This window comes from Streptomyces sp. NPDC001002, assembly GCF_053599215.1.
This window is the reverse complement of the sequence record NZ_JBSFLV010000041.1, coordinates 13,387-34,662: the sequence shown is the minus strand read 5'-3', so window position 1 is coordinate 34,662 and position 21,276 is coordinate 13,387. Positions and strand designations below refer to the sequence as shown.

At 69.4% G+C, this 21,276-nt stretch carries 19 protein-coding genes and 1 riboswitch; of the genes, 10 read left to right on the top strand and 9 right to left on the bottom strand.

Annotation, left to right across the window (positions count from 1 at the left end):
- Window positions 1–48: 48 nt before the first annotated feature.
- On the top strand, window positions 49–1,977 hold the full coding sequence (locus tag ACWDR3_RS20210) for a 2-oxoacid:acceptor oxidoreductase subunit alpha (protein WP_450353872.1): 1,929 nt from the start codon (window positions 49–51) through the stop codon (window positions 1,975–1,977).
- The gene (locus ACWDR3_RS20205) at window positions 1,970–3,049 is read left to right on the top strand and encodes a 2-oxoacid:ferredoxin oxidoreductase subunit beta (protein ID WP_450353871.1); all 1,080 of its coding nucleotides are present in this window, start codon (window positions 1,970–1,972) and stop codon (window positions 3,047–3,049) included. The genes ACWDR3_RS20210 and ACWDR3_RS20205 overlap by 8 nt, the downstream gene beginning before the upstream one ends.
- Before the next feature lie 68 nt (window positions 3,050–3,117).
- Here the strand turns inward: ACWDR3_RS20205 and ACWDR3_RS20200 are convergent, their stop codons facing one another.
- The 3 genes from ACWDR3_RS20200 to ACWDR3_RS20190 all read right to left on the bottom strand — a co-directional run bounded on the left by ACWDR3_RS20200 (window position 3,118) and on the right by ACWDR3_RS20190 (window position 4,790).
- Complete coding sequence (locus ACWDR3_RS20200) at window positions 3,118–3,375, bottom strand: hypothetical protein (RefSeq protein WP_450353870.1); 258 nt, start codon at window positions 3,373–3,375, stop codon at window positions 3,118–3,120.
- A gap of 225 nt (window positions 3,376–3,600) precedes the next feature.
- Window positions 3,601–4,095 (bottom strand): DUF6082 family protein, encoded by a 495-nt coding sequence (locus tag ACWDR3_RS20195; RefSeq protein WP_450353869.1) that lies wholly within the window; start codon window positions 4,093–4,095, stop codon window positions 3,601–3,603.
- 296 nt (window positions 4,096–4,391) lie between these two features.
- Entirely contained in the window at window positions 4,392–4,790 is a 399-nt protein-coding gene (locus tag ACWDR3_RS20190) for a winged helix-turn-helix transcriptional regulator (RefSeq protein ID WP_450353868.1), read from the bottom strand.
- Between the two features lie 89 nt (window positions 4,791–4,879).
- On the opposite strand from ACWDR3_RS20190, the gene ACWDR3_RS20185 reads away from it, so the two are divergent.
- From ACWDR3_RS20185 to ACWDR3_RS20170, 4 genes are all read left to right on the top strand, one after another.
- A complete protein-coding gene (locus ACWDR3_RS20185) occupies window positions 4,880–5,734 on the top strand; it encodes an SDR family oxidoreductase (protein WP_450353867.1) in 855 nt (284 codons plus the stop codon).
- A gap of 125 nt (window positions 5,735–5,859) precedes the next feature.
- On the top strand, window positions 5,860–6,813 hold the full coding sequence (gene rarD, locus ACWDR3_RS20180; RefSeq protein ID WP_450353866.1) for an EamA family transporter RarD: 954 nt from the start codon (window positions 5,860–5,862) through the stop codon (window positions 6,811–6,813).
- A 70-nt stretch (window positions 6,814–6,883) separates the two neighbouring features.
- The gene (locus tag ACWDR3_RS20175) at window positions 6,884–7,384 is read left to right on the top strand and encodes a VOC family protein (protein WP_450353865.1); all 501 of its coding nucleotides are present in this window, start codon (window positions 6,884–6,886) and stop codon (window positions 7,382–7,384) included.
- A 218-nt stretch (window positions 7,385–7,602) separates the two neighbouring features.
- Window positions 7,603–8,559: a M28 family metallopeptidase gene (locus ACWDR3_RS20170; protein WP_450353864.1), complete on the top strand. Its 957-nt coding sequence runs from the start codon at window positions 7,603–7,605 to the stop codon at window positions 8,557–8,559.
- Between the two features lie 21 nt (window positions 8,560–8,580).
- Here the strand turns inward: ACWDR3_RS20170 and ACWDR3_RS20165 are convergent, their stop codons facing one another.
- Window positions 8,581–10,092, bottom strand: coding sequence for a tetratricopeptide repeat protein (locus ACWDR3_RS20165; protein ID WP_450353863.1), 1,512 nt, complete (start codon window positions 10,090–10,092; stop codon window positions 8,581–8,583).
- A 282-nt stretch (window positions 10,093–10,374) separates the two neighbouring features.
- Here ACWDR3_RS20165 and ACWDR3_RS20160 point away from each other — a divergent pair, with 282 nt between their 5' ends.
- A complete protein-coding gene (locus ACWDR3_RS20160; protein WP_450353862.1) occupies window positions 10,375–10,860 on the top strand; it encodes a DUF6668 family protein in 486 nt (161 codons plus the stop codon).
- On the opposite strand, the gene ACWDR3_RS20155 is transcribed toward ACWDR3_RS20160, so the two are convergent.
- From ACWDR3_RS20155 to ACWDR3_RS20135, 5 genes are all read right to left on the bottom strand, one after another.
- A complete protein-coding gene (locus ACWDR3_RS20155) occupies window positions 10,850–11,749 on the bottom strand; it encodes an ABC transporter permease (protein WP_450353861.1) in 900 nt (299 codons plus the stop codon). The genes ACWDR3_RS20160 and ACWDR3_RS20155 overlap by 11 nt on opposite strands.
- A complete protein-coding gene (locus ACWDR3_RS20150) occupies window positions 11,736–12,710 on the bottom strand; it encodes an ABC transporter ATP-binding protein (protein ID WP_450353860.1) in 975 nt (324 codons plus the stop codon). The genes ACWDR3_RS20155 and ACWDR3_RS20150 overlap by 14 nt, the downstream gene beginning before the upstream one ends.
- Window positions 12,711–12,747: 37 nt before the next feature.
- Window positions 12,748–13,980: a LolA family protein gene (locus tag ACWDR3_RS20145; RefSeq protein WP_450353859.1), complete on the bottom strand. Its 1,233-nt coding sequence runs from the start codon at window positions 13,978–13,980 to the stop codon at window positions 12,748–12,750.
- A gap of 258 nt (window positions 13,981–14,238) precedes the next feature.
- Complete coding sequence (locus ACWDR3_RS20140) at window positions 14,239–15,276, bottom strand: CHRD domain-containing protein (protein ID WP_450353858.1); 1,038 nt, start codon at window positions 15,274–15,276, stop codon at window positions 14,239–14,241.
- Between the two features lie 174 nt (window positions 15,277–15,450).
- Complete coding sequence (locus ACWDR3_RS20135; RefSeq protein ID WP_401714180.1) at window positions 15,451–16,461, bottom strand: polyprenyl synthetase family protein; 1,011 nt, start codon at window positions 16,459–16,461, stop codon at window positions 15,451–15,453.
- A 241-nt stretch (window positions 16,462–16,702) separates the two neighbouring features.
- Between ACWDR3_RS20135 and ACWDR3_RS20130 the strand changes: the two genes are divergently transcribed.
- The 3 genes from ACWDR3_RS20130 to ACWDR3_RS20120 all read left to right on the top strand — a co-directional run bounded on the left by ACWDR3_RS20130 (window position 16,703) and on the right by ACWDR3_RS20120 (window position 21,179).
- On the top strand, window positions 16,703–18,205 hold the full coding sequence (locus ACWDR3_RS20130) for a peptide MFS transporter (RefSeq protein WP_450353857.1): 1,503 nt from the start codon (window positions 16,703–16,705) through the stop codon (window positions 18,203–18,205).
- A 58-nt stretch (window positions 18,206–18,263) separates the two neighbouring features.
- A complete protein-coding gene (locus ACWDR3_RS20125) occupies window positions 18,264–20,258 on the top strand; it encodes a CocE/NonD family hydrolase (RefSeq protein ID WP_450353856.1) in 1,995 nt (664 codons plus the stop codon).
- A 271-nt stretch (window positions 20,259–20,529) separates the two neighbouring features.
- Window positions 20,530–20,693, top strand: a riboswitch (cyclic di-AMP (ydaO/yuaA leader).
- A gap of 3 nt (window positions 20,694–20,696) precedes the next feature.
- Entirely contained in the window at window positions 20,697–21,179 is a 483-nt protein-coding gene (locus tag ACWDR3_RS20120; RefSeq protein ID WP_450353855.1) for a transglycosylase SLT domain-containing protein, read from the top strand.
- The last annotated feature ends 97 nt before the right edge of the window (window positions 21,180–21,276 follow it).

Below are 21,276 nucleotides of genomic sequence, written 5' to 3'. Positions count from 1 at the left end.
TGCGGGAAGGCCGGTCCCAGACAGCCGCCTCGAAGGAGGTCCAGTTCAGTGACCAGCCAGGTCAGCAGGACAGCGGAACAGGCCGACGAAGCCGTCTTGGGAGAGCAGCGCAAACCGACGGGCGAGAAGGACGTACGCAGGCTGGACCGGGTGATCATCCGGTTCGCGGGAGACTCCGGTGACGGAATGCAGCTCACCGGCGACCGCTTCACCTCGGAAACGGCGTCCTTCGGAAACGACCTTTCGACACTGCCGAACTTCCCCGCCGAGATCCGCGCCCCTGCCGGCACCCTGCCGGGGGTCTCCTCCTTCCAGCTCCATTTCGCGGACCACGACATCCTCACCCCCGGCGACGCGCCCAACGTGCTCGTCGCCATGAACCCCGCCGCGCTCAAGGCGAACATCGCCGACGTGCCGCGCGGCGCGGAGATCATCGTCAACACGGACGAGTTCACCAAGCGGGCGCTGCAGAAGGTCGGGTACGCGGCCTCGCCCCTGGAGGACGGTTCGCTCGACGGGTACAGCCTGCACGAGGTGCCGCTGACCACGCTGACGGTCGAGGCGCTCAAGGAGTTCGACCTCAGCCGCAAGGAGGCCGAGCGCAGCAAGAACATGTTCGCGCTGGGCCTGCTGTCGTGGATGTACCACCGGCCGACCGAGGGGACCGAGAGGTTCCTGCGGACCAAATTCGCCAAGAAACCCGAGATCGCCGAGGCGAACCTGGCCGCGTTCCGCGCGGGCTGGAACTTCGGCGAGACCACCGAGGACTTCGCGGTCTCCTACGAGGTCGCCCCGGCCGCGACCGCGTTCCCGCCCGGCCTCTACCGCAACATCTCCGGCAACCTCGCCCTGGCCTACGGCCTGATCGCCGCCGCCCGCCAGGCCGACCTGCCCCTCTTCCTCGGCTCCTACCCCATCACCCCCGCCTCCGACATCCTGCACGAGCTGAGCAGGCACAAGAACTTCGGCGTACGGACCTTCCAGGCCGAGGACGAGATCGCGGGCATCGGCGCGGCGCTGGGCGCGGCCTTCGGCGGTTCGCTGGGCGTGACGACGACGAGTGGTCCCGGGGTGGCGCTGAAGTCGGAGACCATCGGCCTCGCCGTCTCCCTTGAGCTCCCGCTGCTCGTCATCGACATCCAGCGCGGTGGGCCCTCCACCGGTCTGCCCACCAAGACCGAGCAGGCCGATCTGCTCCAGGCCATGTTCGGGCGCAACGGCGAGGCGCCGGTTCCGGTGATCGCGCCGCAGACGCCGGCCGACTGTTTCGAGGCGGCTCTGGAGGCGGCGCGTATCGCGCTGACGTACCGCACTCCTGTCTTTCTTCTCTCCGACGGGTATCTGGCCAACGGCTCGGAGCCCTGGCGGATCCCGGAGGCGGACGAACTCCCGGACCTGACCGTGCAGTTCGCGCAGGGGCCGAACCACACCCTGGACGACGGCACCGAGGTCTTCTGGCCGTACAAGCGGGACCCGCAGACGCTCGCGCGCCCCTGGGCGATCCCCGGCACGCCCGGTCTCGAACACCGCATCGGCGGTATCGAGAAGGAGGACGGGACCGGGAACATCTCGTACTCCCCCGCCAACCACGACTTCATGGTCCGCACCCGGCAGGCCAAGATCGACGGCATCGACGTGCCCGATCTGGAGGTCGACGACCCGCACGGGGCGAGCACGCTGGTGCTGGGCTGGGGATCGACGTACGGGCCGATCACAGCGGCGGTGCGGCGGCTGCGTGGGGCCGGGGAGGCCATCGCGCAGGCGCATCTGCGGCACCTCAACCCGTTCCCGAAGAATCTCGGCGCGGTGTTGAAGCGGTACGACAAGGTCGTGATCCCCGAGATGAACCTCGGTCAGCTCGCCACGCTGATCCGGGCGAAGTACCTGGTCGACGCGCACTCGTACAACCAGGTCAATGGCATGCCGTTCAAGGCTGAGCAGCTCGCCACGGCTCTCAAGGAGGCCATCGATGGCTGAGACGTCCACGGAAGGTTCGGACACGATCGAGGCGCTTTCTCTCGTCCCCAAGGCCGAGGGCAGGCAGTCCATGAAGGACTTCAAGTCCGATCAGGAAGTGCGCTGGTGCCCCGGCTGCGGTGACTACGCGATCCTGGCGGCCGTCCAGGGCTTCATGCCGGAGCTGGGCCTGGCCAAGGAGAACATCGTCTTCGTCTCGGGCATCGGCTGCTCGTCCCGGTTCCCGTACTACATGAACACGTACGGGATGCACTCGATCCACGGCCGCGCGCCCGCGATCGCGACCGGACTGGCGTCCTCCCGGCGGGACTTGAGCGTGTGGGTGGTGACCGGTGACGGTGACGCGCTGTCGATCGGCGGCAACCACCTCATCCACGCCCTGCGCCGGAACGTCAACCTCAAGATCCTGCTCTTCAACAACCGGATCTACGGTCTGACGAAGGGGCAGTACTCCCCCACCTCCGAGGTCGGCAAGATCACGAAGTCGACGCCGATGGGGTCGCTGGACGCGCCGTTCAATCCGGTGTCGCTGGCGATCGGCGCGGAGGCGTCCTTCGTGGCGCGGACGATCGACTCGGACCGCAAGCACCTGACGGAGGTGCTGCGCCAGGCGGCGGCCCACCCCGGCACGGCGCTGATCGAGATCTACCAGAACTGCAACATCTTCAACGACGGGGCGTTCGAGGCGCTGAAGGACCGCCAGCAGGCGGAGGAAGCGGTGATCCGCCTCGAACACGGGCAGCCGATCCGCTTCGGGGCGGACGGTTCGCGGGGCGTGGTGCGGGATGTGACGACGGGTGACCTGAAGGTCGTAACAGTCACCCCTGAGAACGAGTCCCAGATCCTGATCCACGACGCGCACGCGGCTTCGCCGACCACGGCGTTCGCGCTGTCCCGCCTGGCCGACCCGGACACCCTCCACCACACCCCGATCGGCATCCTGCGATCGGTGGATCGGCCTGTCTACGACACGCAGATGAGCGACCAGCTGGACACGGCGATCGAACAGAACGGCAAGGGGGATCTGGGGGCGCTGTTGGCGGGCGGGGATACGTGGACGGTTGTGGGCTGACGACTGAGCTACGGTCGGCAGTCGACATACGTGGGCCCGGATGCGGATGGCGTCCGGGCCCTTTGACGTCACGCGTCGGGGATGTCTCTTTTCGCGCGAAGCAAGGTCTCGCGAGTGATGACGACGATGCGTTCGTAGTCGGCGCGGGCGGCATCGGAAGGCAGTTGGGAATCGAGGTCCTCAGTGGCCTCAGTGCCGATGACAGCAAAGCTGCCATCGCTCAACTCGAAGATGTCGGGGCACGTCTCACCCGAGAGGCTCCCTCGTTGCCGCGGTGAATCACCAAGTCGACGGAGAATGGTGGGGGCAGACAGTTCGCTGTGCACGCAGGAGCCCTCTTCTACGGCCGGATGCAGGACCCGGTCACTGACTGAACGCAAAGTTGTCCGGCGAACCGGCCTACCCGGGGACTTGAAACGGGGTATCCGCCAATTGCATCCGCATGGGTGAGGACGCTGGGCCGCTTCGCCGACTTCGAGATCATTTTTCGCCGTGATCGAGATCAACCGGTTATACGATTCCTGGCGCCCGCGCGTTCAGCGGTCAGGGCTTCAAGCCGGCGGCCCCTCCGTGGGCCCGACCACCCACCACTCGTCCGGATCGTCTGCCAGTTCGGACATGATCACATCGACAACCTTGCCCACCCGGGCCTCCAGCGACTCGCCCGGCAGGCTCATGCGATGCTCACCCGTCAACTCCCAGTACTCCTGGAAGACGCGATTTACACACCACACCCGCAGATGACCGATCAGTTCGTCCCAGCCGATTGCGCCCAGACGATGGTTCAGAACGATGGTGCTGTACTGCGCATTGACGAACAGTATTTGTCGGCGCTTGCTCTCCGACAAACCATGCAGTGTGCTCATGGCCTCCGCCAGGACGGGGTCGGCGATGGCACGCCCCGCCTGCTCCGCCGTGGTCCGATGCAACTGGATCAGGTTGGCGTTGCGGATCTCCTCAGTGAGATGGGTGACTTGCTGCAGAAGAGACTCCAGGAGCTCCTCCTGACGCCGGCGCCAAGCCTGGCGGGGAAAGGGGGTGCGCACTCGGCCGCTCCTCGCTCGCACTGCAGAACCGATCCTTCGCGCATCCGGATTCTGTCTGGCCATGCGACCCCCGAGTAGGCGTCCGCACGCCGGTCGATGTCCTCGTGGGCGGCACGAGGGCCGGTGCGCGGTTGGGCACTGCGCCCCGCCCCCAGGATGCCGGGCGACTCAAGTCGGCGCGGGAGGCGGAGAGGGGGCGCACGGGTGGACGTGGCGCTCGTGTCATTCGACGCCCTGACATGTGTGTGCCCAGCGAGCGCCTCCCGCATTCGTTCGGTGGAGCCGCTACGCGCGCGTCATCCCTGCTCAGCGGCCGCTTTCCGAGTGTCGTACATCTCCCGCGCCTCCTGCACCTCGGGCATCCGGCGTTCGGTCCACAGGGCCAGTGTGCGTACCTGTTCCGCCGCCTCGCGGCCCAGGTCCGTGAGGGAGTAGTCGACCCTCGGCGGGATCACCGGCTGGGCGTCTCGGTGGACCAGGCCGTCGCGTTCCAGGGTCTGGAGGGTCTGGGTCAGCATCTTCTCGCTGACCGTGCCGATCGCCCGGCGGAGTTCGCTGAATCGGTAGGGGCGGTCGAGGAGTTCGATGAGGACCAGGACGCCCCAGCGGGACGTCACGTGCTCCAGGACCAGGCGGTACGGGCACATCACCGCATCCACGGTGTACTTGCTCGTCGCCTCGCTGCTTACTGCCATGTGGGTACCTTACTTCAAAGTGGGTACTTTCAGAAGGTTAGTGCAGCCCCTAGGGTTAGTGCCATCGCACCCCACAAGGAGTTGTCATCATGAGCATCGTCGTCACCGGAGCCACCGGACACCTCGGCCGCCTCGTCGTGGAGCAGTTGCTGGAGAAGGTTCCGGCCGATCAGGTCACGGCTGTCGTGCGCACCCCGGAGAAGGCCGCCGACTTCGCCGAGCGCGGGGTGAAGATCGCGGTCGCCGACTACAACACCCCTGAGACCTTCGACTCCGTCTTCGCCGCCGGCGACAAGGTGCTGCTGATCTCCGGCAACGAGTTCGACAAGGGCCGCGTCGGGCAGCACAAGGTCGTCATCGAGGCCGCCAAGGCCGCCGGTGTGGCACTGCTCGCGTACACCAGCGCCCCCGGCACCCTCACCGCCGCCCTGGCCGACGACCATCACGGCACCGAGGAGGCACTGCTCGCCTCCGGTCTGCCGTACACCCTGCTGCGCAACGGCTGGTACAACGAGAACTACACCGAGCAGCTCGCCCCGGTCCTGGAGCACAGCGCCGTCGTGAACGCCGCCGGTGACGGCCGCGTCTCCTCCGCCTCCCGCGCCGACTACGCCGCCGCTGCCGCCGCCGTGCTGACCGGCGAGGGCCACGAGAACCAGACGTACGAACTCGGCGGCGACGAGGCCTGGGGCTTCGCCGAGTACGCGGCCGAGCTGAGCCGGCAGACCGGCAAGGAGATCGCCCACAACAACGTCCCCGGCGAGGTCCTCATCGGCATCCTCACCGGCGCCGGGCTGCCCGAGCCCTTCGCCGCGATCCTCGCCGGTGTCGACGCCTCCATCCAGAAGGGCGAGCTGGTCGTCGCCACCGGTGACCTGTCCCGCCTCGCCGGCCGTCCGACCACGCCGATCGCCGAGTCGATCGCGCTCGCGCTCAAGGGCTGACGCCCAGGTCAGGGACGTAGACCCGGCCTGTCATGACCGTATGGCGATACGGGCATGACAGGTGCGGGCTCTCGGCGTTACCTTCGTGCCTGCGCGCGTGTGCGACCAGGTGAGGGGGAGGGCCCGTGAGCGGGAAGCCGAAGGGTGAGCGGCACATAGGACTGCTGAACGGCTTCGCGGCGTACGGGATGTGGGGGCTCGTTCCCCTTTTCTGGCCACTGCTCAAGCCCGCGGGCGCGATCGAGATCCTCGCCCATCGCATGGTCTGGTCGCTCGTCTTCGTCGCGGTCGCGCTTCTTTTCGTACGGCGCTGGGCCTGGGCCGGCGAGTTGCTGCGGCAGCCGCGCCGGCTGGCGCTGGTCGCGGTGGCCGCGGCCGTCATCACCGTCAACTGGGGCGTCTACATCTGGTCCGTCAACAGCGGCCATGTCGTCGAGGCGTCCCTCGGGTACTTCATCAATCCCCTGGTCACCATCGCCATGGGCGTGCTCCTGCTGAAGGAGCGGCTGCGGCCCCTGCAGTGGGCGGCGGTCGGGGTCGGGTTCTCGGCCGTGGTGGTGCTCACGGTCGGGTACGGGCAGCCGCCCTGGATCTCGTTGACGCTCGCGTTCTCCTTCGCCACCTACGGGCTGGTGAAGAAGAAGGTCAATCTGGGCGGTGTCGAGTCGCTTGCCGCGGAGACCGCGATTCAGTTCGTGCCCGCCGTGGGGTATCTGGTGTGGCTGGGGGCGCGGGGGGATTCCACCTTCGTCAGCGAAGGTGCCGGGCATGCCGCGCTGCTCGCCTCTACCGGGATCGTGACCGCGCTGCCTCTCGTCTGTTTCGGGGCGGCGGCGATACGGGTGCCCCTGTCGACGCTCGGGTTGTTGCAGTACCTGGCGCCCGTCTTCCAGTTCCTGCTCGGGGTGCTGTATTTCCACGAGGAGATGCCGGTGGAGCGGTGGGCCGGGTTCTCCTTGGTGTGGCTGGCCCTGTGTCTGCTCACCTTCGATGTGTGGCGGACCGCTGCGGCGGGGCGGCGGCGGTTGGAGTCCGCCCGGGTGGCGGATGTGCCGGCGACCGCTCCGGTGGATGTCTGACCTGGGGTTTGACCTGGGGATTCGTCCGCGCGGGCGGTGATTGTCAGACCCGCGTTGGATAGTGGGTGTCATGACTCAGACGCCCGCACCCACGCCCGCTCCCGACCCCGCGGCCACCCCGGCCCCCATCCACTGGAAGCTCGTCGTCGACGCCGGTGACCCGCACGCCCAGGCCGACTTCTGGGCCGCCGCCCTGCACTACTCGGTCGAGGACAACAGCGCCCTCGTCGAGCGGTTGCTGGGGCTCGGCGCGCTGCCGAAGGAGGCGACCGTCGAGCATCACGGGCGGTCCGCGTTCCGGGACCTGATCGCCGTGCGGCATCCGGCGGACCCGTACGACGAGGGCAGCGGTACCGGGCTGGGGCGGCGGCTGCTGTTCCAGCGGGTGCCGGAGGCGAAGAGCGTCAAGAACCGGCTGCATCTGGACCTGCATCCCGGCCCGGAGCTGCGGGACGGGGAGGTCGAGCGGCTGGAGGGGCTCGGGGCGAGCGTGCTGCGGCGGGTGAAGGAGAACGGCGGGGAGTGGGTGGTGATGGCCGATCCGGAGGGGAACGAGTTCTGTGTGCAGTAGGGGTTCTGCGTGCAGTAGGGGCTCTGCGTGCAGGGGGAGTTCTGTGTGCGGGAGGAGTCCCGTGGGCAGTAAGAGTTCGGAGTTCACCTCGGATATCCGGTATGTGAACTCGCTGTCCTGATACCGCTCTTGACGGGGAAATGGTCAAGGCTTCACCATCCTGGGACCCCATCCACTGTGGAGTCCCTGTGACTCCCGACGAAGCCGGAGCCCCCCACATGGCCCCCGTCTCGGCCCCTCGCATCAAGCTCGCCGCCGGTGCTTCTGTTGTCATGCTCCTGACTGGCGGATCCATAGTCGGCGCGGCACCCGCGCCCGCACCCGCCCCGGCCCTTGCCGCCGCGCCCGACATCCCCGTGGCGAACGTCAAGGCGCACCTGGCCCAGCTCCAGTCCATCGCCACCGCCAACGGCGGCAACCGCGCGCACGGCCGCACCGGCTACAAGGCCTCGCTCGACTATGTGAAGGCCAAGCTGGACGCGGCCGGATTCACCACGACCATCCAGCAGTTCACGTCCTCCGGCCGCACCGGCTACAACCTCATCGCCGACTGGCCCGGCGGGAACACCAACACGGTCGTGCTGTCCGGCTCCCACCTCGACAGCGTCACCGCCGGAGCCGGCATCAACGACAACGGCTCGGGTTCCGCGGCCATTCTGGAGACCGCGCTCGCCGTCTCGCGGACCAACTTCCAGCCCACCAAGCACCTGCGGTTCGCCTGGTGGGGCGCGGAGGAGCTCGGGATGGTGGGCTCGCGGTACTACGTCAACAGCCTCACCACCGCCAACCGCCAGAAGATCAGCGGCTATCTGAACTTCGACATGATCGGCTCGCCCAACCCCGGCTACTACGTCTACGACGACGACCCGGCCATCGAGAAGACCTTCAAGGACTACTTCACCGGCATCGGCGTCCCCACCGAGATCGAGACCGAGGGCGACGGGCGCTCCGACCACGCGCCCTTCAAGAACGTCGGCATCCCCGTGGGCGGGCTGTTCAGCGGCGCGGACTACATCAAGACGACCGCGCAGGCGGCCAAGTGGGGCGGGACCGCGGGGCTCGCCTTCGACCGGTGCTACCACGCGTCCTGCGACACGACGGCCAACATCAACGACACGGCCCTGGACCGCAACAGCGATGCGATCGCGTACGCGGTGTGGTCGCTGTCCCAGTAGGTCCGGGTCCGAGGCTGAGGCTCAGCCGCGGCGGGCTCGTTCGGTGAGGCGGCCCATGCGGGCGCGGGCCGCCTCCAGCTGTTCGATGTCCTCGGCGGCCGGGCCGTCCTCCGCCGTCAACTCCGTCCACAGGCCGATCAGTTCGCGGCCGAGGGACAGGCCCTCCTCGGGGTCGCGCACGGCGCGCCAGGCGGAGGCCGCGCTCTGGATGTTGCCGTACGCCGCTTCCGCGTCCCGCGTGTGGCGGCGGATCCGGGCGAGGTCGAGGGAGAGGTGGAAGGAGCGGACCGGGTCGCCGGCCAAGTAGGCGATGTACGCGGTGAGTTCGCGCAGCCGGAGTACTTCCGGGTGCTCCGGCCCGAGCGACCGTGCCCCCTCCCCCACGGTGCGCTCCGCCAGTTCGGCCGCCGCGTCGATCCGGCCGTCCTTCACGGCCTCGTTGATACGTGCCATCGGCTCCGCGAGGATCGGCGGAACCGTCGAGGGGGCGTCGTCGAACACGGCTTCCGCCACCGCGTCGAATCCCCGGGCGGGGGTCTGCCGGGAGTCGGGGTCCGGCTCCGGCTCGGGCGGCAGCGCGGGGATCGGGATCGCGTCCATCTGCGGCGGCGGCCCGAACTCGCCCAACGGCGGGACGACCGTCCCGGGGGCACGGTCCTCGACCCACTCGGGCACGGACCGCAGCGGGAAGGTGGGCACGTTCTCGCCGAGCGGCAACGGTTCCGAGACGGCCTTCATACGGAAGGTCGGCGGGGAGTCCGCGAGCGGCTCGGCGCCGGGCTCCGCGACGGGAGGGAAGACGTGCGTGGGCTTGTCGGCCGGAGAGTCACTCCGGGGCCGCTGCGCCTGCGGTTGCGGCTGCGGCTGCGGCTGCGGCTGCGGCGACTCCGGGGCGACGGGGAGCGCGGGGGCAGGGGCGGGTCCGCCGGGTGCGGGAGGGAACGCTGACGCGGACGCGGGCGTCGACCGGACCCCGGATGCGGGGGCGGACGGCAGCGCGGGCGGGAGTGCGGGGGCGTGCGAAGGGGCGGCGGCGGACGCGGGCGGACGCGTTGACGCAGGGCTGGGCGCAACGGCGGTCGGAGAGGCGGGCGGGAGCGCCGGCGTGGCTGCCCCGGGCCTCTCCTGCGAGTCGTCCGGCACGCCGGGCCACTCCTGCTGCGGCCCTTCGGGTGCCCGGAACGCGTCCGGCGCCTCCGGCTGCGCCCCCTGCTGAACCGGCGGAGCCAGTGCTACCGGCTCGGTCGTGAAGTCGCTGGAGCCGTCCGGGGACACCTGGACCTGGACGACGTAGCCGATTCGTTCGTCGCGGATCGTGGCGTGGACGGGGTGGCCGGTGGTGAGGGCGATGTGGTGGAGGTGGTTCAGGACCGTCTGCTGGAGTTCCTCGCCGGGGGCCGCCATGACCGGTGTACCGCCGACCGTCGCGGGTCCGGTGCCGGGGACGTGGACGTCGATCGGCGCCGCCATGAGGGCCGCCGACCGCTCGGCGCGCTGCTGTTCTCGCTTCTTCTCACGGCTGAGTCGAGACATCGGTTCCCTCACTCGGATGCGTCGGGGTCGGGCGGGTGAGGCCTTCGGGTTCCATGGTGCTCCCTCCCGGCCTCGGGTTCGCTCCCCCGGCGGCAAGATCCGGTCCTGCTGCGGTCCGGTCGTACACGTACTGTTGAGTCTCTCCGGTCGCTCCTGTTCTCCAGGTCACCGGGACGTCACAGACTCGTCCCAGGAGCCCGCGTCCCGTCGCGGAACCGTCCGTTCCCGGAACTGTCCCGGAGCCGTGCGTACCGGCAGGCGTGGTGAAGGAGGAGCGCGGGCATGCGGACCGATGTGCAGCAGGGACCGGAGATCTGGATCCGCGGACCGGTCGCCGTACCGGAGGAGCAGGGCTCTGCCGGCGCACGGCGCTACTCCTGGGTCGGCACCCACGGCGGCGCCGGTGTCTCCACCCTCTCCACGGTGTACGGCGGTCACGACTGCGGACGCGACTGGCCCGGCCCCGACGCCCCCCGGTCGGTGCTGCTGGTCGGCCGTACGCATGCGTCGGGGCTGGCCTCGCTGCTCGCCACGCTGGAGATGTTCCGGCGCGGGGAGGTGCCGCCTGAGCTGTACCTCGACGGTGTCGTGCTGGTCGCGGACGCGCCGGGGCGCCTGCCCAAGCCGCTCGACCGGGATGTGCGGCTGCTGGAGTCGATCATCGACGTGTACCGGGTGCCGTGGGTGCCCGCCTGGCGGCTCGGTGACTTCGGTGGGGCGCCTCCGAAGGAGACGGCGGTGCTCGCGCGGCTCACGGCTACGCCGTGACGTCCTTCGTCGTGAAGCGCGCCCAGGCCGCCGAGCCGAACACCACCGCGTACAGGCCTTGCAGGCCCAGGTTCTTCGTCAGGTCGTCCCAGTAGATCGGGTCGCGCATGAGGTCGGCGAAGGACAGCCAGTAGTGGGAGAAGAAGTACGGCTGGATCATGTGCAGTTGGGGGATCTGGTCGAGGATCTGGATGGTGATCAGCAGGCCCACGGTGGTCGCCATCGCCGCGATGCCGCTGTTGGTGAGCGTCGACACGAACAGGCCCAGGGCCGCCATGCCGATCAGGGACGCGGCGACGACCAGGGCGATCAGCAGGGCCCGGCCCAGGCCCTCGGTGAAGCTGATCTGCGTGCCGGAGATCGTCGTCAGGCCGCCGAGTGGGAAGAGGATCGCGCCCACCGCCAGGGCTGACACGGCTACCACGAGGGTGGCGACCAGGCAGAAGGTCAGTACCGTCGCGTACTTGGTGAGCAGCAGGCGGGTGCGGCCCGCGGGGGCGACCAGGAGGTAGCGCAGGGTGCCGGCGTTGGCCTCGCCGGCGATCGCGTCACCGGCGATGACCCCGATCGCCATCGGCAGGAAGAACGGGAGGGTCGCGGCGAGGGCGGTGAAGACCAGGAAGAGGCCGTTGTTGGTGATCTGCGAGATGAAGGCGGGGCCCCCTCCTTCGCCACCTGGGCCGGTGCCGCCGCCGTCGCTCGTCTCGATCTTCACCGCGATGCCTACGAGGATCGGTACGGCCGCGAGTACGCCCAGGAGGGCCAGGGTGCGCCAGCGGCGGAAGGTGGTGAGCAGTTCGTTGCGGAAGAGGCCGAATGTCCACAACAGCCGAGGGGCGCGCGGGACTTCGACGTGAGGGGCGTGAGGAACGTGATCAACCTGCGACATCGAAGCCCTCCCCCGTCAGCGCCACGAACGCGTCCTCCAGCGAAGCCCGTTCCACTCCGAAGCCCCGCACCCTCACCCCCGCCTTCACCAACGCGGCGTTGATGTCGGCCAGTTCGCGATCCGGTGGCTCCGCCGTCACCCGGTCCTCCGCGAGGACGACATCCGTCGCCCCCTGCTCCTTCAGCACCCTGGCCGCATCCCCCGTGTCCGGTGTCGTCACGACCAGGCGGCCCCTCGCGCCCGCCGCCAGGTCGGCCACCGGGCCCTGGGTGAGCAGGCGGCCCTGGGCCATGACGGCCGCGTGGGTGCAGACCTGCTCGATCTCGTCGAGGAGGTGGGAGGAGAGGAAGACGGTCGTGCCCTCGGAGGCCAACTCCCGGACCAGGGAGCGGATTTCGCGCATGCCCTGTGGGTCGAGGCCGTTGGTGGGCTCGTCGAGGACGAGGAGTTTGCGGGGTTGGAGGAGCGCCGCCGCCAGGCCGAGGCGCTGCTTCATGCCGAGTGAGTACGCCTTCGCCTTCTTGCCGGACGCGGCTGTCAGGCCCACCCGGTGCAGCGCCGTGTCGACGCGGGCGCGCCGGGTGCGCGGGTCGGCGGTCGGGTCGGCGGCGTCGTAGCGCAGGAGGTTGTCGCGGCCGGAGAGGAAGCCGTACAGGGCGGGGCCCTCGATCAGGGCGCCGACGTGCGGGAGGACGGCGCGGGTCGCGCGCGGCATGGGCCGCCCGAGGACGCGCGCCGTCCCGGAGGTGGGCTCGATGAGGCCCATCAGCATGCGGATGGTGGTGGTCTTGCCGGAGCCGTTGGGGCCGAGGAAGCCGAAGACGCTGCCCGCCGGGACGGTCAGGTCGAGACCGTCCACGGCGAGCTGTCCGCCGCGGTAGCGCTTGGTGAGGCCGCGGGTGGCGATGACGCTGTCACCCGGGTCCTCCTGCTCCGGCTCGGCGGCGGACGCTTCGCCCATCGGCTCCCTCATTCGTCGTGCTGCTGATTCCTACGTGCTACTGCGCGGCGTTGGCCGCCTTCACCAGCGCGTCCTTGGTGACCGCGCCGACGTAGACCTTGCCGTCGTCGGTGATCAGGGCGTTGATCAGGCGGGTCTTGAAGACCGTGCCCGAGCCGAACTTGCCGGTCGCCTTGTCGCCGAGCGAGTCCAGGAAGCCGCCGAAGGCGCCGGCCTCGGAGCCGGACGGGACGCCCTGGCCGCCGGTGTCGAAGGTGGCGATGGAGTCCCAGCCGTCACCGATGACGTTCAGGCCCTCGGGGCCACCGCCCTTGCCGAGGTCCCCGCCGAGGTCCTCACGGGTGGTGCCGTCGGTCTTCTTGTCCTCGCTCGCCTTGCCGCCGTCGATCTGTCCGTCCTCCGTGACCTTCGCGCCCTTGGGCGGCGTGAAGTCGAAGGTGGACCCGGCGGGCTTGGCGTAGCTGATCTTGGTGAAGCCGGCGTCGACGACGGCCGCGCCGCCGCTCGCCGGAGTGAGCGTGAACTTCAGCGGCAGGCCCGTCTTGGCGTCGACGGCCACCGTGATCTGACCGACCGTCGAGCCGTCGTCCTTGGGCTTGATGACCAGGCGGTAGGCGTCCCGGCCGGCCACCTGGGCGGTGCCCTGGACGGTCACCGAGGTCGTGTCGTCGACCGCGGCGAGGGCGTCCTTGGCGAGCTGCTGGGGAGTCGCGGGCGTCTCCTCCTGCTTCTCCTTGGCGCTCGCGCTGTCGTCGGCGGTGGCGTGGTAGACCTCGTTGGTCCCGCTGTCGTAGCCCCAGACGTCCTTGCCGTCGTGGATCAGGCTGTACTCGGCGGCGCTCTCCAGGAGCGACACCTTCTGCCGGTCCGGACCGTCGGTGGCGACGCGCAGGGTGTGCGTGCCGGTGGCGAGTTCGGTGAGCTTGGCGGACGGGTCGGCGGACGAGCCGTCGCCCGAGGCGGTGGCGCCCTGCGTCAGGCTGCTCTCCAGACCGCCGAGGTTCGGCAGCCCCAGATCCGTGGTGATCTTCACCGTGCCGGACATCTGCTGTACGTCCGACTGCGCGATCTTCTCGATGAGCTGCTGCGCGGTGATCTTCGGCAGGTCGGGGTCGCCGGAGTCGGCGAGCGCGGGGACGAGCCCGATGGTCGCCGCCGCCACCCCCAACACCGCGACCGGGACGACGTAACGCGCGGCCTTGCGGCGGCCGGCGCGCAGGTCGTCTGCCTCCGCGGCGGACGTGCTGTCGTCGGATTCGTACGGTGCCATGTGTGCCTTACCTCCGTCGTCGGCGGCGGCTGTCCAGCTGCACTCGCTTTCCACCCCGTGCCGCCATTCTCACCCGAATCGGTGAGGAGTGGTGTTTTCCGTGGTTTCCATCTGACCAAATCGGCGGGAGGTAAGCGTCAGACCCCGGACTCAACTCCATGTACACCTGCGGGATGACATGAGGAGGCGACGCCTCCCCCGACCCGTAGGGGTCGTGTCGGGGAGGCGCCGCCGGGAGCTCTCGCGTCAACTGGTGTGTCAGCGCTGGAGGAAGACGTAGTCCGCCTGGTAGGGCACACCCACGATGGCGCCCGGCCTGCAGGAGCCGGCCGGGGCGACTCCGCCCACGGTGTTCAGGCGCAGGATCTCGGTGGTGTGGGCGAGCAGGCCGCGGTGCTTGCCGGACTGGGTGGCCTTGAGGTCGAGTTCGGGAATGTTGGTGGCGCCGTTCGCGGTCTTGCTGATGAGGGCTCCGGTGACCGCGCTGCGGTCGGGCGCGATCCACTGCGGCGTACCGGAGTTGGGCTTGACGAAGGTGTGCTTGATGCTGCCGCCGAGCAGGGCGCTGACGTCCCGCTGGGCGAAGGCGTACCCGCCGCCCTCGGCCGGCTTGCACTCGTAGATCTGCTTGCCCTTGACCACGGAGGCCTGGAAGTTGTGCAGGGCGTCGCGGAAGTCGAAGCCGGCGACCGTGACCTTGTGGAGCTGGCCGCGGACGGCGCCGCCCGGGAACTGGGCGGTGTGCAGGTTGGCGTAGAAGGCGCTCGGGTCGGACTTCAGGGTGTCGAGCAGGGCCGTGTCCTTGACCTTGACGGTGCCGGTGACGCTGTGGCCCTTGATCTTGTCGAGCAGCTTGGTGAAGTCGACCTTGACGCCGCCGTTGGTGCCCTTGGCGCCCTGGTGGATGTGGAGCATGGTCGGCCTGCCGGTGCCGCGCCAGGTCACGGCGACGGAGACCTTGTCGCCCTTGACCTTGATGAACTCGACGGCGGCGCCGTCCTTGTCGCCGACGGCGGGACCGCCGGCCACGGGTACCTCGTTGGCGCCGCGCAGGCTGGTGGCGAGCAGGGTTCCCCCGGTGCCGCCGGAGACGGTGCCGCTCTGCGTGACGATGTCCTGGTCCGTGGCGGACGAGTCGTTCATGCCGCCCATGTCGACGGAGTGGCCCGCGTGGTCGGCGTGGGCTCCTCCGGCGGCGAAGGCGGGAATCACCGCGGCGGAGATCCCGCCGGCGGCTGCCACCGCGACCGCGGTGACGATGAGGCTCTTACGGCGCTTGGAGAACGTCGCGTTCATGCCCATGATTCTTTTTTCTCCCCGTATCCAAGCCGACGCCCCCTGCGTCAGCTTCTGGGAATGAATACGGAGCGGATCCGATTCTGGATTTAGTCCAAGGATGTGACGTGTATCACCTAGGTCCTGGCCCAGCTTAGGTCCTGGCCCAGCTATGGACACCGTGCCGGGCGGACCTCAGCCCGCCCGGTGCACCACCGCGTCGCACAGCTCCACCAGCGCCGACTTCGCGTCGCACTCCCGCAGCGGCGCCAGCGCGGCCCGCGCGTCCTCGGCGTACCGGACCGTGTCCCGCCGCGCCTGCTCCAGCGCGGGGTGCTCCCGCAGTCCCGCCAGCGCCTCGGCGTGCCGGGCGTCGTCGGTCAGGTCGGAGTCCAGCAGCTCGCACAGGGCGATGTCCTCGGCGAGGCCGAGCCGCGCCACCCGCTCGCGCAGCCGCAGCACGGGCATGGTCGGGATGCCCTCGCGCAGATCGGTGCCCGGCGTCTTGCCGGACTCGTGCGAGTCGGAGGCGATGTCCAGGACGTCGTCCGCGAGTTGGAAGGCGACGCCGAGCCGCTCGCCGTACTGCGTGAGCACGTCGACGACCGTCTCGTCGGCGCCGGACATCAGCGCGCCGAAGCGGCACGAGACCGCGACCAGGGAGCCCGTCTTGCCGGCCAGCACGTCCAGGTAGTGGTCGATCGGGTCCCGGCCGTCCTGCGGACCCGCGGTCTCCAGGATCTGGCCGGTCACCAGGCGTTCGAACGCCTCGGCCTGCACCCGGACCGCCTCGGGGCCGAGGTCGGCCAGTATGTGCGAGGCGCGGGCGAACAGGAAGTCGCCCGTGAGGACGGCCACCGAGTTGCCCCAGCGGGTGTTGGCGCTGTCGACCCCGCGACGCACGGTCGCCTCGTCCATGACGTCGTCGTGGTACAGCGTCGCGAGGTGGGTCAGCTCCACCACCACGGCGGACGGCACGATCCCCGGCGCGTAACGGTCCCCGAACTGCGCGGCGAGCATGACCAGCAGTGGCCGGAACCGCTTGCCGCCGGCCCGCACGAGGTGCTGCGCGGCCTCCGTGATGAAGGGGACCTCACTCTTGGTGGCTTCGAGCAGTCCCTCCTCGACAGCGGCCATCCCCGCCTGGACATCGGCTTCCAGAGCCTGGTCCCGCACGCTCAGCCCGAACGGCCCGACGACGGTCACGAGGGATCTCCTGTCTGCTGGTGTCCACGGGTGGTTACACGGTTTGTCGATAGGTCGCTGCCATCACTCAAGTCAGCGTATCCGGTCAAGTTTCGATCACCGATGCCGCCCACGCGTGCTGCCCTGGCGGGCACCTATGCCACCCACCTGTGCAGCCCGGGCGATATCCGATCACGACGGGTATGTTTTTGATCACTTGATAAGGATGGACATGTAGCGACTTACCAGGAAGCAGTGGAGCGTGTCCCGAACCGAGGCAGACGTCGAACCCGAGGACCGGCCGCCGCCCGAGGACGACCACGCCTTCTTCGGCCAGCCCAAAGGCCTGCTCACCCTCTCCGGTCTGGAGGTCTGGGAACGCTTCTCGTTCCTCGGCATGCAGGCCATCCTCGTCCTCTACTTCGCGGACTCCGTCGCCCACGGCGGCATGGGCATGTCGGACGGCACCGCCGCCTCCGTCTCCGCCGCCTACGGCACCCTCGTCTACCTGGTCTCGGTCGCCGGCGGCTGGCTCGCCGACCGCATCCTCGGCTCGTACCGCTCGGTCCTGTGGGGCGGCATCCTGATCGCCTGCGGCCACTACGCGATGGCCGTGCCGACGCCGACCATGACCTGGGTGGGCCTCGGGCTGATCAGCGGAGGCACCGGGCTGCTCAAGCCGAACGTGGCCACCATGGTCGGCAAGCTGTACCGCACCGACGACGAGCGCCGGGACGCAGGTTTCGCGCTCTACTACATGGCGATCAACGTGGGCGCCTTCGCGGGCCCGCTGATCACCGGCTGGCTCGGCGACCACAAAGGCTGGCACTGGGGCTTCTCGGCGGCGGCCGTCGGCATGACCTTCGGACTGATCCAGTACGTCGCCGGGCGCCGTCACCTGGCCGGGCGCAGCAACACGGCGGAGTTCGCGCTCGCGCCGGAGGGGATGCGCCGGGCGGTCCGGCTGATCGTCGCCGGGATCCTGGTCGCCGCCGCCCTCGCGGTACTGCTCGCCGGCATCGGCTGGCTGACCATGGACCGCTTCGTCGACCTGCTCACGGTGGTCTCCGTGATCGCCCCGGTCGTCTACTTCGCGGTGATGTTCATGAGCCCGCGCGTGACTGCGGACGAACGCGGCCGGCTGCGCCCGTACATCGTGCTGTTCCTCGCCTCCACGGTCTTCAACTTCATCCTCTTCCAGGCGTACTCGACGATGATGCTGCTGGCCTCGACCAACGCCGAGACGTCCATCCTTGGCTTCGACTTCCCGGCCAGCTGGTACGCCTCCGCGCTCGGCGCCTTCGAGGTCGGGCTCGCGCCCGTGGTCGCCGCGCTGTGGGTGCGGATGGGTCCGCGCCAGCCGCACGCCTCCAACAAGATCGCGATCGGGGTCGTGCTGGGCGGCCTGTCCTTCCTGCTGATGGTCCTGCCGACCAGCGGACACAGCGGCGACGACTACCTGATGTCGGTCTGGTGGATCGTCGGCTCCTACCTGCTGCTCGGCCTCGGCGACATCCTCCTGGAGACCTCCGGCATGTCCGCGACCACCAAGCTCGCCCCGGCCGCCTTCTCCAGCCAGACCATGTCCCTCTGGTTCCTGTCCCTCGCGCTCGCCAACGGCATCCAGGCCCAGACGGTGAAGCTCTACGACGACGTCTCCAAGCCGGCCTACTTCGGCGTCAACGGCGCGATCGCGGTGGCCGCGGGCCTCGCGGTGATCGCCGCGGCGCCCTGGCTGCGCCGCACGATGCACCCGGTCCACTGAAGCCGAGTCCATTACAGCCGAGTCCACTGAAGCCCACGCAGCCACTGGGGTCACGCTCATGCACATCAGAACGTCCTTCCCGTACGAGACGACTCACGAGGACCTCCGTGTCCGGCTGCCCGACGGAACGCGGTTGTACGCCCGCGTATGGCGCCCGCTCACCGAGGAGCCCGTACCGGCGCTCCTCGAATACCTGCCGTACCGCCTGACCGACTGGACCGCGCCCCGCGACGCCCAGCGCCACCCCTGGTACGCCGGGCACGGCTACGCCTCCGTCCGGGTCGACGTGCGCGGGCACGGCAACAGCGAGGGCATGCCGGGTGACGAGTACTCGGCGACCGAGCTGGCCGACGGGGTGGAAGTGGTCAACTGGCTTGCCGCGCAGCCCTGGTGCGACGGCAAGGTGGGCATGTTCGGCATCTCCTGGGGCGGCTTCAACTCCCTCCAGCTGGCGGCCCTCGCACCCGAGCCGCTCAAGGCGGTCGTCACCGTCTGCTCCACGGACGACCGTTATGACAACGACGTGCACTACATGGGTGGTTCCGCCCTCGCCGTCGACATGCACGCGTGGGCGGCGACCATGCTCGCCTTCGTCTCCCGCCCGCCGGACCCGCTCCATGTGGGCGAGGAATGGCGGGACATGTGGCTCAAACGCCTGGAGGCCGTCGACCCCTTCATCCACACCTGGCTCGCCCACCAGACCCGGGACGACTACTGGCGGCACGGCAGCGTCTGCGAGGACTACGGCGCGATCGACGCGGCCGTCCTGGCGGTGGGCGGCTGGCACGACCCGTACCGCGACACCGTGCTGCGGCTCGTCGAGCACCTTCCGGCGGACCGGGTACGGGGGCTGATCGGCCCCTGGTCCCACCAGTACCCGGACCGCGGCCTGCCGCCGGGCCCGGCGATCGGCTTCCTCCAGGAGACCCTGCGCTGGTGGGACCACTGGCTGAAGGGCAAGGACACCGGCGTCATGGCCGACCCCCTGCTGCGCTCCTACGTCAGCGACGCGCACCCGCCGGCCACGGTCTACGAGACCCTGCCCGGCCGCTGGGTCGGCGAGCCGGCCTGGCCCTCGCCGCACGTCAAGACGACGACGTACGGGCTGCGTGGCGCACCCGCGATCGTGCGGTCGCCCATGCACACGGGGGTGGACGCGGGCCGGTTCTTCCCCTTCGGGAACGACGCCGATCTGCCGCCGGACCAGCGGGACGAGGACGCGCGCTCGGCGTGCTTCGAGTTCGAGGTGCCGGCGGAGACCTGGGTGCTGGGGCGGCCGAGGGTGCGGTTGCGGCTGACCTCGGAGGTGGCGCGGGGGCAGGTGATCGCCCGGCTGTGCGATGTGGCGCCGGACGGAGCGTCGACGCTGATCACGCGCGGGGTGCTGAATCTGTCGGCGCGGTTCGGCCGGGAGCGGGCGGTGCCCTGGACGCCGGGCGCGGTGGAGGACGTGACCTTCGAGCTGAACGGCATCGGGTACGCCGTCCCGGCCGGGCATCGCATCCGGCTCGCGGTGTCCTCGGCGTACTGGCCGTGGATCTGGCCCCAGCCGGAGTCGGCGGCCGGCTTCACGATGGACCCGGAGGGCAGCGCGCTCGAACTCCCGGTGCGGGAACGGGAATCGACGGACGGCATTCGCTTCGAGGGGCCCGAGGAGGCCGAGCCGCTCGGGGTCAACTACCCGGCCACGTTGGACGAGCCGCGGCCCGAGCGGGTGGTCGTGCGGGATGTCGCGAAGGGTGAGTGGCGGCTGGAGGTGGACCCGCGGTACGGCGGGACCCGGGTGTATCCGGACGGGTTGGAGTTCACCGAGGACGCGCTGGAGACGTACACGATCGACGAGTCGGATCCGTTGTCGGCGCGTACGCGGTCCGACTGGTCGATCCGGCTGCATCGGCCGGAGCAGGCCTGGGACACCACCGTGCGCACCCGGTCGGAGATTACGTGCGACGAAACGGAATTTATTACCTCGAATGAGGTGATCTGCACCGAAGGCGGTGAGGTGATCTTTCATCGGACCTGGGAGAAGAGGATTCCGAGAACTGCCAGTTGAGGATGAATGCCCGTTTTGCCGTTCTTAATCCTGCCGTGACTTGGGTCACGCGTTTCTGTGTATGCCCTGTGCCCCGACATGTCGGCGTTTCTCCTTCCGCCGCTTGCCAGTTGACTCTTGGCAGGCGCAAAGGATCAAGCGCCCCATAGGCCTCAGACCAAGGTCAATAGGGTCGATGTGTGAATCCGGTACTTGTTCCGGACATGTGCTCTCGCATACGTTCCCGCCCTGTCGGGTGGAACGCCGAATCCTGCCGCCGCCCGGCATCCCAGTCACGAACTCACCGCACGGCAGGAGCGGGGGACCCAGGTAAGTCGCCGGACCGGTCAGCGCGACCGGGACGGCTTGGGGTTAAGTCGCGTCCGCAAGGGCGTGGCCGGGCACCTCCCAGCCCGAACCCGACAGCTCACCTCGCAGGCGACGGAGAGGAACCTCGTCATGCCTGCATCCGCTCAGCACCGTCGCAGCCGCAACTCCCGCCTCGCCCGCAAGCTCGCCGTGCTCGGCACGGGGGCCGCGGTGCTCGCCCTCCCCGTCATCGGCGCGACCACCGCGTCCGCGGCTCCCTCGTCGACGGTGACCGCCGCGTCGCTGGGGTACTCCAACACCCTCGACGGCTGGATCCGCGCCTCGCTCCAGGTCATGGCGCAGAACGGGATCCCGGGCACGTACGACGGCATCTACCGCAACGTGATCCGTGAGTCGTCCGGCAATCAGTACGCCATCAACAACTGGGACTCCAACGCGGTGGCCGGCACCCCGTCCAAGGGCCTGCTCCAGGTGATCGACCCGACCTTCGCCGCGTACCACGTGGCCGGCACGTCCTTCGACCCGTACGACCCGGTCGCGAACATCACGGCGGCCTGCAACTACGCGGCGGCGGTTTACGGCTCGATCGACAACGTCTACGGGGCGTACTGACTCCGTCGGATCGGCCGCGATGGGAAGTGCCGCGATGTGTTCGTTTGCGGCTGCGGCGCCGTCGTGGCTGGTCGCGCAGTTCCCCGCGCCCCTGAAG

Coding starts and splice junctions, on each gene's coding strand:
- ACWDR3_RS20165 (WP_450353863.1), bottom strand. CDS start 10,092: ATGTCTCGACTCAGCCGTGAGAAGAAGCGAGAACAGCAGCGCGCCGAG.
- ACWDR3_RS20140 (WP_450353858.1), bottom strand. CDS start 15,276: ATGAACGCGACGTTCTCCAAGCGCCGTAAGAGCCTCATCGTCACCGCG.
- ACWDR3_RS20205 (WP_450353871.1), top strand. CDS start 1,970: ATGGCTGAGACGTCCACGGAAGGTTCGGACACGATCGAGGCGCTTTCT.
- ACWDR3_RS20125 (WP_450353856.1), top strand. CDS start 18,264: ATGCACATCAGAACGTCCTTCCCGTACGAGACGACTCACGAGGACCTC.
- ACWDR3_RS20150 (WP_450353860.1), bottom strand. CDS start 12,710: ATGGGCGAAGCGTCCGCCGCCGAGCCGGAGCAGGAGGACCCGGGTGAC.
- ACWDR3_RS20185 (WP_450353867.1), top strand. CDS start 4,880: ATGAGCATCGTCGTCACCGGAGCCACCGGACACCTCGGCCGCCTCGTC.
- ACWDR3_RS20170 (WP_450353864.1), top strand. CDS start 7,603: ATGGCCCCCGTCTCGGCCCCTCGCATCAAGCTCGCCGCCGGTGCTTCT.
- ACWDR3_RS20160 (WP_450353862.1), top strand. CDS start 10,375: ATGCGGACCGATGTGCAGCAGGGACCGGAGATCTGGATCCGCGGACCG.
- ACWDR3_RS20175 (WP_450353865.1), top strand. CDS start 6,884: ATGACTCAGACGCCCGCACCCACGCCCGCTCCCGACCCCGCGGCCACC.
- ACWDR3_RS20120 (WP_450353855.1), top strand. CDS start 20,697: ATGCCTGCATCCGCTCAGCACCGTCGCAGCCGCAACTCCCGCCTCGCC.
- ACWDR3_RS20145 (WP_450353859.1), bottom strand. CDS start 13,980: ATGGCACCGTACGAATCCGACGACAGCACGTCCGCCGCGGAGGCAGAC.
- ACWDR3_RS20190 (WP_450353868.1), bottom strand. CDS start 4,790: ATGGCAGTAAGCAGCGAGGCGACGAGCAAGTACACCGTGGATGCGGTG.
- ACWDR3_RS20155 (WP_450353861.1), bottom strand. CDS start 11,749: ATGTCGCAGGTTGATCACGTTCCTCACGCCCCTCACGTCGAAGTCCCG.